Annotated in this window: 15 protein-coding genes; all 15 read left to right on the top strand. The window is 41.3% G+C overall.

Features of this window, described 5'->3' with window-relative positions:
- The first annotated feature begins 76 nt into the window (after positions 1 to 76).
- Positions 77 to 754, top strand: a complete 678-nt coding sequence (locus UF75_RS20445; protein WP_052693487.1) for an RcpC/CpaB family pilus assembly protein — start codon at positions 77 to 79, stop codon at positions 752 to 754.
- Between the two features lie 15 nt (positions 755 to 769).
- On the top strand, positions 770 to 1,381 hold the full coding sequence (locus tag UF75_RS20440) for a hypothetical protein (RefSeq protein ID WP_045576405.1): 612 nt from the start codon (positions 770 to 772) through the stop codon (positions 1,379 to 1,381).
- A 61-nt stretch (positions 1,382 to 1,442) separates the two neighbouring features.
- Positions 1,443 to 2,054, top strand: coding sequence for an EAL domain-containing protein (locus tag UF75_RS20435; protein ID WP_156146541.1), 612 nt, complete (start codon positions 1,443 to 1,445; stop codon positions 2,052 to 2,054).
- Positions 2,036 to 2,722: a hypothetical protein gene (locus tag UF75_RS20430; RefSeq protein ID WP_045576403.1), complete on the top strand. Its 687-nt coding sequence runs from the start codon at positions 2,036 to 2,038 to the stop codon at positions 2,720 to 2,722. Before UF75_RS20435 ends, UF75_RS20430 begins: the two co-directional genes overlap by 19 nt.
- Positions 2,723 to 2,739: 17 nt before the next feature.
- Positions 2,740 to 4,746, top strand: a complete 2,007-nt coding sequence (locus UF75_RS20425; RefSeq protein ID WP_242860367.1) for a VirD4-like conjugal transfer protein, CD1115 family — start codon at positions 2,740 to 2,742, stop codon at positions 4,744 to 4,746.
- Between the two features lie 6 nt (positions 4,747 to 4,752).
- The gene (locus tag UF75_RS20420) at positions 4,753 to 5,103 is read left to right on the top strand and encodes a hypothetical protein (RefSeq protein ID WP_242860366.1); all 351 of its coding nucleotides are present in this window, start codon (positions 4,753 to 4,755) and stop codon (positions 5,101 to 5,103) included.
- Between the two features lie 123 nt (positions 5,104 to 5,226).
- Positions 5,227 to 6,057: a conjugal transfer protein TrbL family protein gene (locus UF75_RS20415; RefSeq protein ID WP_156146540.1), complete on the top strand. Its 831-nt coding sequence runs from the start codon at positions 5,227 to 5,229 to the stop codon at positions 6,055 to 6,057.
- Positions 6,058 to 6,074: 17 nt separating this feature from the next.
- Complete coding sequence (locus UF75_RS20410) at positions 6,075 to 6,281, top strand: hypothetical protein (protein ID WP_052693484.1); 207 nt, start codon at positions 6,075 to 6,077, stop codon at positions 6,279 to 6,281.
- Between the two features lie 8 nt (positions 6,282 to 6,289).
- Entirely contained in the window at positions 6,290 to 6,616 is a 327-nt protein-coding gene (locus UF75_RS20405; RefSeq protein ID WP_045576400.1) for a hypothetical protein, read from the top strand.
- Between the two features lie 110 nt (positions 6,617 to 6,726).
- Positions 6,727 to 7,407, top strand: coding sequence for a preprotein translocase subunit YajC (locus tag UF75_RS20400; protein WP_045576399.1), 681 nt, complete (start codon positions 6,727 to 6,729; stop codon positions 7,405 to 7,407).
- Positions 7,408 to 7,477: 70 nt separating this feature from the next.
- Positions 7,478 to 9,301: an ATP-binding protein gene (locus UF75_RS20395; RefSeq protein ID WP_045576398.1), complete on the top strand. Its 1,824-nt coding sequence runs from the start codon at positions 7,478 to 7,480 to the stop codon at positions 9,299 to 9,301.
- 14 nt (positions 9,302 to 9,315) lie between these two features.
- Positions 9,316 to 10,062 (top strand): M23 family metallopeptidase, encoded by a 747-nt coding sequence (locus UF75_RS20390; protein WP_045576397.1) that lies wholly within the window; start codon positions 9,316 to 9,318, stop codon positions 10,060 to 10,062.
- Complete coding sequence (locus UF75_RS29325; protein ID WP_197079475.1) at positions 10,037 to 10,201, top strand: hypothetical protein; 165 nt, start codon at positions 10,037 to 10,039, stop codon at positions 10,199 to 10,201. Before UF75_RS20390 ends, UF75_RS29325 begins: the two co-directional genes overlap by 26 nt.
- A 330-nt stretch (positions 10,202 to 10,531) precedes the next feature.
- Complete coding sequence (locus UF75_RS20385; protein ID WP_045576396.1) at positions 10,532 to 11,881, top strand: primase C-terminal domain-containing protein; 1,350 nt, start codon at positions 10,532 to 10,534, stop codon at positions 11,879 to 11,881.
- A 1,325-nt stretch (positions 11,882 to 13,206) separates the two neighbouring features.
- Positions 13,207 to 13,546 (top strand): RCC1 domain-containing protein (locus UF75_RS20380; protein ID WP_045576395.1); only part of this gene is annotated, 340 nt, incomplete at its 3' end.

Raw genomic sequence — 13,546 nt, 5'->3', positions numbered from 1 at the left:
TTGTTGCAGCTAATGACCTACAGCCTGGACAGATACTCACAGCGCCGATTTAAAAGATGACGGGAAGCTGTCGGGTGTGTTGCCGAAAGATGTTATCACTTCAATGCATGAGGTGATAGGACTATCATTGTCCTACCCTATAAAAGCGGGGCAACCTCTAATTAAAGGACTTGTAGCAGATATTCCTATCCGAAATGGTCTTTATCCCGGTGAGGTTGGCGTATGGGTACCTGTATCGTTAACGACCTCTGGATTAGTCAAACCCGGTGATATCGTGAGCGTATATCTCACCCCGGATAGAAACGGTACTAACTGGGGGCAGGCAGTCCCATCCGAAATGCTTAGTTCACTGGAGGGGGTCCGAGTTGTGGCAGTTATAAATAATACTGGCCAACAAATACAACCAAATCCTAGTAATCCAAATGGTAATGTTCCTGTAGCGGTTCAACTAGCAATCCCCAAAGAAAACGCAGGGGCTTTTAGTCAATTTGCTACAGGAAAGGTTTCGCTTGTGATTGACCCCTTTGCTACGCCAAAAACACAAATGAGCAGTACAATGGCCCCGCCAACAGGTGTTGTAAATCCACCGCTGTCCCCTGCTATGCCTGAGCAGAATCAGGGTATAGCTACACCACCCACAACGCAAACTCCACCGCAAAGACAGCTAGACAATATCAAACCCGATTCAGTAGATCCGGTACCTACTAATCCAGAAACATATAATCCACCAATCTATTATCCAAATGAAAATTAAGAGGAGGAAAACAATATGGATATCAAAAAAATCAACTTAACTAAACAAGGAAAAATCGTAATACTTGGGGTACTCGTATTATTCGTTATCGTATTAGGGGTTTTCAGCCTTCTTAGAGGGAATGGAAATACTGCAAGCGGTTCGCAGGGTACAAGCCTTAAAGACGTACCATTACAAGGCGTAATTACCGAAGCGAACTATCATCTTGTGCCTATCCTAAATGTAGCAGATGAAAAAACAGAACGAGTTTATATCAACACAGAAGCAACACCCGCACTTTTCATCGCAACCTGGGACGAGTCATCCGTTGAAACGATTAAAGATGCGCAAGATGCCTTAAATCAAATGGGAAGTACCCCTCGTAAACCACTGGTATTGGTTAGCACCTTCGTAAAGACAACAGATCAGCAAGAGGCTGTCGAAACGTCCAAAATATTCCAGAATGAAAACGGTATAGCTCTCCCAATCACCGTTCAAATTGGTCCTCCAACAGACTTCGTACAACAAATCCCATCCCTGGTTTATACCGATGCAAAGGGAACACATATCGTTACTGAGCAAAATAAGATTATTGAAATCCTTAATTCAGTTGTAGCCTTACCTGAAGCCCAATCAGAAAATCCGTGACTACCCACTACCCTGAAGGGCTAATCACAAAAAGGTTGAGTTGAAGGGATAGGTGTTAATTTTGTTAGAAATATTAAGCCAACCCATTGTAAATCTGATTACTGGCGAAAAAGTCATGGAAGAGAGGTTAAGCAGGCCGGATTGTCCTATTAAGGATTACTTTTCAACTAAGGACAGAAGCACTCTTTTAAGAAGAGAAATCCACGCTATTCTCCAATGCATCGAGGAAAGGGGGACCCTTCCTTACACGATTAATATAACACCGTATACATTGCCTATATTTTGTAGGTTACCTATTTATTGGACTGGGGGAGTTGAGATTGTAGAATGGGATAAGAGTATATTACCCAATTTTAAACCGATGAAAGTAGCGATTAAGGTATTGCAATCTAGGGGGTTATCAGTTTGGGCAGACGATATAACCCCAGAAACAGTTAATATGTGGCTAAAAGCAGGGGTAACAGGATTTAAAGTTGAGTTGAAGGAATTAAGAAACAATGAATTGTTCGTTAAAAAATTAAGGACAACTCAAAAACCCGTTATCGTCGAGCGGATTGAGACTAAGGATGATCATGAGTTTGTGAAGAGTATAGGGGTAACTCTAGCCCAAGGGTATTATTACGGAATGCCAAAAAGGAGGGAGGATTACATTTCTTGGACTATGATGAACTGAAAGATGAATTTATCCAGACTTGGTATGATGAATTATTTAGGAGACTTAGAATAGAAGGATATATGATCAATATAGTCAATAAAAATGGTATCTATGCCAATATTTACTCAGAGGATGCTCTGATTTCCCAAATAGATCAAGACAACGACCTTCATGGCGATTGGTGTGGTAAAGTTGTTAAAAAAATTGCTGAAGAGACAGCAGAGTATGTGTTTGCCCATAAAACAGCACCAACAATTAAATGCGTCATTTCAGGAAAACAACAAGTAGGCTATAGGAAGCTTTTGGTATTCAATGATAAGGTGCTGGCGGCCAAACAAATTTGCGGCAAAGGTTATCAATTCGCCACGGGTTATCGAACAGTCCTAACGCTTAACCACTACATTCTGAATAATAGATTTAGTGACTATGCGAAGGCTTGCGAAGAATTTGCCTTGGGTGCCGGATTAATCGATCAAAATAAGATTCTAAGTGAATCAGAACTGAAGGTGATTAGGTCCGGCTTAACACAACTCACTAAAATTAGTCCACCACAAGTTACTTTTGAGGATCTAACAGCTATCGGTCGGGTTTTGAACAAAATTAACGTTTCCATTCTACCTGAAATAAACCAAAGAAACCAATTTGTTGAGTCAAATATCCATGAGCCCGAAGAATTAGAAATCTAAGAGGGGGTGATAAGAGGTTGAATAGAAAACGTAGGTTAGTCATGGCTGGACTTGCTATCGCGATCGGCACAGTAGCGTGTCTATACTTTTCCACACTACTCCATTTGGTGCTAAGCATAAAATCACTGGAGTTCAGCTTTCCGACACTTGGAGACAGCATCCAAAGCTTGGTATCAGTGAAATCTCACCGGATGTTTTTTTTATGCTTTGAAGGGTTTGTTTTACTCTTTACAGTTTTTCTTTTCTTCAGCAATAACAAGCCATACCAGAGCCGTATGATGCAAATCACTCCTGAGATTTCGACTCCTGTCTCTGTGGGTCAGAAACAGCATGGATCTGCGAGGTGGATGACAGAAAAGGAAAAGAACGCTAACTTTCAGAGCTATACATTAAAGCTAACGGATAAGGTTATTCAGGAGCTGTTACAGAGAGGCCTTGAGGACATTGAAGGTGGTAATGGAGAAAATGTCGAGGTAATTTGTGAGTCTCGGAAGATAGAACATGGTGGAATTTTGTTAGGAATGCATAAAACCGAGGATACAAAGCAACAGAAATTTTATTATTGCGCAAAGGATAGGCACACTTTATGTATTGGGGCTACTGGGAGTGGAAAAACCAGAACCGTGCTTCTTCAATCTATCGGAATCATTGGACTTTCAGGAGAAAGCATGTTTCTTTCTGATCCTAAAGGAGAGTTGTTTCAATATACTTATCCTTACCTGGAGCGGTTAGGTTATGAAGTTGTCGCTTTAGATTTTAGGAATCCCCTCAAAAGTCACTGCTACAATTATCTTCAATCAGTCGTTGACGCTATAGATCAAGGGGATATCGCGAAAGCGATTAATGCAACCTGGGACATTACTGCAACATTAGTTGGGGAAGCAAAAGGAGAGCGAATTTGGAACGATGGGGAGGCTTCTGTGATTGCCAGCTCCATCATGAGCGTAATATACGACAATAGGGAAGGGGATAAGCGTAAATACCAGAACATGACGAATGTCTATTACTTTATCGCGTTTATGTGCAAAACGGTTAATAACAAGATGCCTATTCTTGAGTATGTTAAAAGACTCCCTGATTCGCATCCGGCAAAGGCTTTGCTTGCTATTTCAGAAGTGGCACCGGCAAGGACGAGGGGTAGTTTCTACACTGCAGCCTTATCAACACTACGCTTGTTTACCGATCCTTCCATCTATTCGATGACTTGCCGAAGCGATTTTAACCCTGGTAATGTGGGATCTAAGAAACAAGCAATTTTCATAATATTGCCGGATGAAAAGACAACGTATTATTCTCTGGCTAGTTTATTTGTATCACAACTCTATGGGCAATTAGTTCAGATTGCGGATCAGCGGGGAGGGAGATTAGAAAAAAGAGTTCACTTTAACCTTGAGGAATTTGGTAATTTTGTCAAGATTCCAGACTTCGCCAATAAATTAACGGTTGCGCGGAGTCGTGGAATTCTGTTCAATCTTTTCATTCAGTCCTTTGCTCAACTTGAGGAAAAGTACGGAAGAGAGATTGCGAGAATCATTCGGGGCAACTGTGAGAACTGGATTTACCTTCAGGCCGAAGACGATGAAACACTTAAAGAGATATCTGGGAAGCTGGGAAATCACACAGTTTCGTCCTACTCATTGAGTGCTAATAATGGGAAGTATTCGACACCGTCTACGAGCCAGAGTACAAGCCTAATGAGCCGATCGCTCCTTACGTCCGATGAGGTTAGGCTTATATCACGTCCCTACAGCCTGATTACTTCACGTAGTCACCCGGCAATTATGTACGCACCTGATTTGGCAGAAACCCATTTTAACCGAATGTTTGGATTAGGTAACGAAAAACACAACACAAGTGTCCGTGAAATGCGTGAAAACCGGAGACCTAAGCGTAATACCAGTATGCAAGATATGAAACTATGGGGAGTTTGGAAATTCTATACCGCAGCTTGCATGCAACCATCTCCCCAAATCCCTCGGCAAACGTATGAAGCGGGCTTTACTAGCCTTAATGATAACGAATGAAAGCAGGTGACGAAGAAGGTTATGCTTAAAAACTACAGAAAATCCATTCTCTTGGCAGTCATCTTTATGGCTGTCTTATTCTTTGTGTTCCCTAGTGCGGCTTTTGCAGAAGATATTCAAAGCAGTAAGATTTTCACAGGCTCAATGAAACTTCTAGAGGATGTGGGGAGGGCTTTAATAATTGCAGCCCCAATAGCTGGTGTGCCGATTATAGCCTATTTTTGGTTTAGGCGCGGGGCTGCCGATGAGATGGATCAAAAGGGCTGGAATAAACGGATTGTCGTCGCCCTAATATCCGTTCTTGGTGTCGAACTAACAGGGGTCATAATCAGTGTTGTTATGTATTATTACGTTTAAAGTAAGGGGAAAAGATACTGAAAAAAATGATGGGTGTATTTGGCCATAAAGGCTAAAGTAGACTTCGTGGCTTGTAGGGATTTAAATTCCCTGCAAGCCTTTAGATGGAAGGGAGGTTTGGGATTGGTAGCTCTATTAATGGTGTTAATCGAAGCTTTATTATCAGGACTATTAGAGTATATGGACAGTATGCTTCTCAATTTGGTCCCTATGGCATTTTACGCTGACGAGTTTCTAGATCAGATGTTAGGAAGAGCTGTTATATCTGATCTTTTCGACATCCTGTTTTATTTTGGAGTGTCGCTAATTATTCTCAAGTTTATTAAGAAAGGATTTGACACCTATATACTCTGGATTGATGGAGATGCGGACACAGATCCGATTCTCTTTCTTACTTACTTAGTAAAAGCACTCGTGGTTGCCATTTCTTTTCCTACGCTCTATGGATGGATGGCAACTATTGTTCAAGACTTAACCGATAAGCTTTTAAACATTATAAGCCGAGGGGTAACGGCAGACTTTAGCGTTATTGTTGTGGGTATAATTTCCGGAGGAATTGTTCCAGGGATTATCGGGTTGATTTTCTTCGGATGTCTCCTTTTTCTATATATAAAATTTCTACAGACAGGGCTTGAAATATTAGTCCTGAGATTGGGTATTCCTCTGGCTTGTGTAGGTTTGGTGGACTCGGATCAAGGGGTTTTCAAAACGTATATGCAAAAATTCTTTCAAGCTATGATTACAGTGATGTTGCAAATAGCCTTGCTGAAATTGGGTATCGCACTTGTTATGAATGGACATCTTATTTGGGCAACTGCCACCATATTAATGGCCATTCGTACACCAAAATTCCTACAAGAATTTATAATCCTTGCAGGTGGTCAAGGCGGTGTGATGGGTAAAGCTTATCAGGCGACTCGTTTAGTTCAGATGTTTAGAGGAGTAATGAGATAAGGATAGGAGGAGTGGAGGTGGAACTTGATGAGCTTTCGGAAGCAATTATTTTGTTAGTCCGTGCAGGGGTCTTCATGCGAATCGCTTTCTGTTTCTTTAGAATGATGGGTAATGAAGATGAACGTCTTATGTACAAAAAAAGAGCAATTCATGCAGGAGTTTTTTATATAATCGCTGAGTCGGTTTGGCAATTAAAAGATATCGTATTCTACTACTTTGCATAGGAGGGCTTATGGAAGATACTAAAAAGACACTTTATATTCCTGTGGGGATCAAAACCCGGCCAGAGTATTTCGATGGCTTTGGCAAAGTTGAGCTGAGACAATCGGCTCTATTGTGTTTAGTGGGTGGAGTTGTAGACATTCTTGCGTTTCTGATCACACAAAACATCTCAGTGTGTATCGTGGTGATGCTTGTAATTATCGCTGGCAGCGTCATGATGTGTATCAAGGATCAGACAAATCTTTCGGCTGTGGATCAAGTTAAAAATATGATTCACTTTGCTCGGTCTCAAAAGCATTACCCCTATAGCTCGTTAGATGAGTGGAAATTCAAATGACGATGGAAATGAATACGAATACGAACGCTAACCATTTCAACGGCAGCCTAACCGCTGTCTTTCTTTTAATTCTGATTTGAAAATAAGGAATAGGAGGTGGAATAACGAACATGAGCCCCATTATTGCAATATCGATTTTTCTGTTGACCTTACTTATCGGAGTTGCGGTCTATTTCTTCATGATCCGAAATCAAAAGAAGCAACGTGAAGAAGAAAACAGAGACCAAATAACCGCCCAAGAGTTCACTAACGTGAAAGACATCCGAGATAAATACCTTTACACGAGAGATAATTATATTTTTCAATACCTCAAACCGGATTCTATCAGTATCGATCTCCTTAGCAAACGAGAAAAAGAATCCCTTACTCGAAGGCTTACCGCCGAACTCTCCGGAGATCATCAAACTCTCAAGCTCCTTGCTGTCTCACGTCCGGTCGATATTAGCCCACTCACCAACGAGTACGCTGTATTGCTGGCGGCAACAAACAACCCCAAGCAGAAAGAACTGTTGCGCAAAGAAACAGCGGCTATCAGCAATTACGCCCTTTCCGGAGATGTCATTGAACGTCAGTTTTATCTTCCTATCTGGCAACGTTACGAAGAAGACTGTGAGCGAGATATTTTCCGTCGTGCCCAGGATCTCAAAGCGGCCTTCGAAAGCTCAAAAGTGCCATGCGAAATCATTAAAGAGAAAGATATTACTCGCTTATGTAACCTTGTTAACAATCCGGCTTACGTCCATTTAGAAGATATGGATATTAGTCCATCTTTTCCGATACTTACCCATTAAAATTAATCATCATGAAACGGCAAGAAAAGGTCTATCTTGCCGTTTCATACGTGCTGAAAGGAGGATCCAAATGGCTAAACGAACAGAAGCCGTCCCCGTGAATAATGCGTTACTAAATGTAATTGCCCCAATAGGACTAAACTTTACCCGTAACACGCTTACAATTGGCGAAAACAAAGGCAAGGCCTATGGCATAATAAAATATCATCAAGACCCGGATTATGGGTGGTTATCTAAAATTACCAACATACCAAGTACCATAGCTTCCATCACATTCACTCCAACTGACGCCGGAACGTTTATTGATACTCTATCTTCTACAATTCGTCTCAATAGAGGAACAGCAGAAACAACGAAGGATCCCTTGACTCGCCAAAGAGCGGTACGGACAGCTGATAACGCAGAAAAGATCCTTGAACAGATAGACCAGGATGGGGAATTGGTAGGGATGATGAGTGTTGTAGTCATGCCCCTTGCGGGCAATGAACAGGCTTTCACGAAGGTATGTAGAAAAGTGGAGAGCACGATAGTCGGCCTAAAATGTAAAGCCCGAGTACTGGCCAACCTACAAAAGGAGGGCTTTAAAATGCTCTCCCCCTTTTACGGTACTGATGAAAAAGTTGAGAAAATTACGCAACGCCCAGTCCCTTTATCGAGCTTTATTGGTGGTTTTCCATTCGCTTCTTCAGGTTATAACGACGGGAAAGGATATTACTTCGCCAAAGACTCTGCCGGAGGTTTGATTATTCTAGACCCGTGGATCAGGGGAGGGGACCGGACAAACTCAAATTTTGTTATTACAGGAACAATCGGAGTAGGTAAGTCTACTAATATTAAACATATTGCCTTAGCTGAGTATATGAGAGGTACCAAGCTTATCTTTATTGATCCACATCGTGAGTATAGAGAATTTACGATGCACTTGAATGGCGATTGGATTAATGCTGGAGGAGGATCAAATGGGAAAGTAAATCCTCTACAAATAAGAACGGCGGCCAAAGATGATAATAGTGAAGATGATAAGCTCTATGGGGATGATGGTTATTGCATGGGAGATATGGCTCTTTATATTAAGAGTTTAGAAATCTTTTTTGGTCACTATATTCCATCCTTAACGGATAGACAAAAAGCAATTTTAAAAACTGAAATTATTGAGCTTTATAACAAGTTCAATATTTTTTGGGAAACAGAAATCAAAATGCTTAAAAATACCGACTTTCCGATAATGGCGGATCTTCACCGTCAAATTAATGAAAAAGCTAAGGAGCGAGATAATCCTTATCAGAAAGAATACGATGATTTAACCCTATTGCTCAGGGATATTGCCGTAGGTTCGGATAGCTTTATATGGAATGGGCACACATCGATCCAAACAGATTCCCAATGTGTCTGTCTAGATACTAAGAATTTACAAACCACTTCAAACAGTGTTAAGTCTGCTCAATATTTTAATCTATTGCAATGGGCATGGGATGAAATTGTTAAAGATCCAACGGAGAGAGTCCTGCTTATCTGCGACGAAGCTTATTATATGATTGATCCCAATATTCCAGAAAGTCTTATGTTTCTGAGAAATATTGCAAAAGGTGTTCGGAAATATGAGGGAGCCCTTGGAGTTATATCTCACAGCGTAGTAGATTTTCTTGATCCGAAAATTAAGATGTATGGACAACCTTTACTCGAAATGGCCTGCTTCAAAATTCTCATGGGTACCGATGGAAGCAACTTAAAGGAAACCAAAGAACTCTACAACCTAACAGATGCAGAGGAAGAGCTGTTGGCCAGCAAACAACGTGGCCAAGCTCTTCTTATGGTTGGATCAAAACGCCTGAGAGCTAACTTTGAAATACCCGACTATAAGTTTGAATACATGGGTAAAGCTGGAGGTAGATAGTGTGGTGAGAGCGCATGGCAGATCCCGTAACTAGCAAAGTCCTTATTCACCTAGCAACCTTGACCACCGACGAAGATGGAAGAAGAAACCTTTTAATTCTCTTTTCAATACCTATCGCCCTAGTTCTTCTAATCCTCATGATCTTCGCCTATATCCTTGCAAGCCCGCTATCTTTCATAGCGGGCTTTTTCACGAACCCAAACGAAATGGCAGCCCTCCAAGCCTTCCGTGCGGAGCATGGCGATAAAGTCCGTCTCCAAACGGGAGCCGTTATCCTAAACGGAAAATATCCTATGCCAGCAGTAGGTGTAATCACCTCACCCTACGGTCAACGAATCCATCCTGTAACAGGTAAATTAAGCTTCCATACTGGTATTGATATTGCTCCGGAATGGCATAGCGAAATCAAGAGTATTGCCAATGGTCAAGTTGTCAAAGTAGGAATCGACAATAATTACGGAAATTACATCTTGATCAAACACGATTACCCGGATGAAACCTTCTACTCTTTTTATGCCCATCTATCCAAAATCTTCGCCCTTCCCGATCAAGAGATCTTCACTGGTGACATCATCGGCCTAGAAGGAGGAGATCCGGAGCTTGACCCCAATCCGGGTACCAGCACTGGCCACCATCTCCATTTTGAAATTAGAACCTCCAGATTGTCTTGGAGCCACACGGACCCGCTACCTTACCTATACACCCCAAAAGGAAGCGAAGAGGAGGGAAACTCTATTGAAGGGACGCAAAACAATCATTGAATTATTTATCTATACTTTTATCCTAGTTGTCGCCGTCATTCTGCTTATTCAGGATAAACGAGAACCCATGCCCATAGTAATTCACCCCGATTTCACCCTGCAAGGAGTTGATTATGATGTTACTTTGCCTAACGAGTAATTTGAATCTTGGTCTATTTAACTTCATCTAAGATGAAACCCTACCTATTAAAAAACTTTCCGGAGAATTCAATCTGAAAAAGTAGCTTCATTCACATCAAGTATGTAGCAATGGATCATCAAGCACCACTGGAAGAAATCAAAAAGAGTATCTTAATCATTCCTTTTTAATACCCAATAAAAAGAAAGATTCCCGGCACAAGACCGGGAACAAAACTTTAAATATTTAAACTCGTAGCTTAATTATATCATGCCGCAACTAAAAAACCTAAAATGATTGCCAAAATCCCGAGCTTTCTTGCTCGGGATTTTGATTTGAAAGGTTGGTTCAATGCTATCTGAAGTTTATGCTCATGTACTGCCCGAAACCAGCCCATATAAACTCAATCTCCTAAAGAAAGATCACGGTCTGGTTTTCGGCTCCAATATAAAATCTGATCACCGTTTACTATGGACGTTACCCGATCTCGAATCCAAAGATTACACCTATATCACTGCATCCACTTTCTTTGCCCGTCGCCGCCAACGTCGCTATGTAAGACACGTCCTGGCTATTGTCTGCGATTTCGATACCCCCCCAGGCACTACAACGGAGGATATCCTTGATCTCTATCACGTTGCCGGTCTTCCCACGCCGGAGCTGATTATTGCCACCGCCACCCCTGGCCACTATCAAGCCTGGAATATCTTATCTGAACCCCTTAGAATCCGCCATGATATCCTGCTGGCCAAAGTCTCAAAGATCCATGAAGCCATGGTAGAAGCCCTAGAAGCTGACCCCAGCGCTGTCGGTGTAGAACGATGGGTACGCCGTCCAACCATGTCCAATATCGTTTACACGGACAACTACAGCAGAACTACCTGGGAAGAACTCTCTGAGTGGTATGAAGCTCGCCGACCGATTAAAGCATCCAAGGAAAAGAAGCATAAGATTGTCTATATCGGCACTTTGCTAGTCACTCCTGCTGGGAAACGAATTCAAGAGCCGGCCGCTGAAAAAGGTGAAAGAAACCGCTGGGCCTATGGTCTTGGTCTGTGCCTGTGGGACGCAGGAATCCCTACTCTGGAAATTCACACCAAGCTTCATGCTTGGAATAAAGGCCTCAAAGAACCCCTACCCACGGCTGAGATTGAGAAAATCTATCGTTCTGTCATTACCGGCCGCCACCATGCCTCCCCCCGTGTCCTATCATCCATAACGGGCCTATCTGCACAGATAAAAGGCTGGTACAAATGGGCCAAGCCCCGCGATCGGAGAAGGGACCATATTCAAGAAGTCAAAGATGATATCATTGACGATCTCCGGCAACATAAAACTGTTATTGAAACTCAAAAAGCCTGGTCAAAACGTCTAGGTGTAGCCTACAGAAGTCTAAAAGAAGCCTTATCTCAGCTCCGTCAAAAGGGCATCATCGAAGCCCAAACTTCAAGGGGGAAGTATGCCCAATCCTCTTACAGCCTTTCTGGAGGATATTTAAACTCTCTAACCTATACCAATCTCCTAGCTGCAGCCGGAGCAGAAACCTTATTTTCTAACGAGATTTTAAAAGGGCATACTGCCATATCACCCTTAAAGGGTACTTTGTCTTTCTCCAAAGAGTATTCTACAAGGAGTGGTACTGATGAAGTATGGGTAATCGGAGAAAACCTCCTTAAAGAAGAAAGCTTAGGTTGTGGATAATCTTACAAGGAGAGAAAGAAGAATCTGGAAACAGATTATACAGGCCTCCTTCAGTGGATGAGGCTAAGGGCACTCATTCAAGAAGGTTTTATTTTCAGTAGTGCAAACCAGAGAATGCGGCGAAGGACGCCTTAGACATTACTCAGAATAAGACCAATTGCTAAACGGGATGCCTTAGAAAGGTATCCCGTTTAGCATAGTAAGACAAATTCACACAAGCAAGGAGGTCGAGAAGAGAAACAAAAGTATGGGCCAATATTCCTTTATCATCTGGAACATTACTTCCGGTTGTCTTTCGCTAAGATGGCCGTGGTTTTTTTTAAGATATCTATTGTAACCTCATGTTCTGTAAGCTTCTTGTCCTTGGCCTTAATCTCTGTTTGCAGCTGAGCAATAAGTACTTTGTCCGAATTCTCATGTTTCTTGCTTTCTCCGCTCCATTTCCGAACGGTATGGTGACTAATTCCAAAAATCAGTCACCATACTGGCTACTGAGCGCTTTTCTTGACGCACCAGCCGAACTATGTCTGCCTTGAATTCTTGGTCATAACGTTTCCCCTTGTTTGATATGATTTTTGCCTCCCCACAGGTTTATTTTACCCTAACTCACCTGTGTCCGACAAATAGGGTATGGGTCATAGCAAGAGTCAATCAGCTCATTTCATCCGCCGAAGTTATATATCACCTCAACCTGAGGTGCATTGTGAGTTTACTGAACGTATTTAACAATACTATTTTCATTTTTGTGAAAAGTTGCAAGGATATACGTTTTACATATTAGCTACATTTTAGATTATAGTCGCTAAATAATATCCGGTTTTTTTAGTAAATTAAAAATTGGTTATTACATTAATTGAAGAATATTAAAAGAATGTGTCAGAAACGCATCATTTATATCATTATTTTAAAAAAATTGCCGAACAATGTTGGAATATTTTGGATTAATCTTAAAGGAAAAAAGATTTTTACTTAGAATTATAACAAAAAGATAGTTTTAGAGAGGATCTTGCAAATTGTTGAAAGGAAATAAGGCTAACTCACACAGAATATGAAGAATATTATTGTAATTCTTAAGTGCCATATTTAAATATATCTTATGATAACTGTTTTCCTGTTTTTCATGATTAAAAACTAAAATGCACAAAATTTGTGGAGGTACAAACACCCATAGAATGACCTGGGTAATGTTTGTTGATACAGACAAATGGATTGAACATTGCGGAAAGATGGAAATAAGCAGGTAAATTAATCAGTTAGTGAAAAATTTTAGAAACTAATCAAATATAAAATATGAGTCGTTTGTTATGAGAAGGAGGTAATTTGTGTTGGGTAAAATCAAGAATCTTATTAGGAAGTTTATATCAGTATTAATTGCTATATTATTACCCGTAATACCATTGTTAGCTAATCCAGGTAATCCTGTTTATGCCACAACAAATCCTTATCCAAGTATCGCAGGTGGTGCGGGTCATACCATTGCACTGAAGAGTGATGGCACAGTATGGTCCTGGGGCTTAAACACCGACGGTCAACTGGGTGACGGCACCATAATAACCAGGTACACCCCAGTTCAGGTGCAGGGACTGAGCAATAAAACGATAACTTCCGTCGCGGCAGGGAATAATTCCTCTTACTTTCTTGCATCAGACGGAACAGTCTGGTCGA

It is taken from the genome of Desulfosporosinus sp. I2 (genome assembly GCF_000960765.1).
Classification (GTDB): Bacteria; Bacillota; Desulfitobacteriia; order Desulfitobacteriales; family Desulfitobacteriaceae; genus Desulfosporosinus.
Note: the sequence above shows the minus strand (reverse complement) of the source record. Positions and strands in the feature narration are given on the sequence as shown.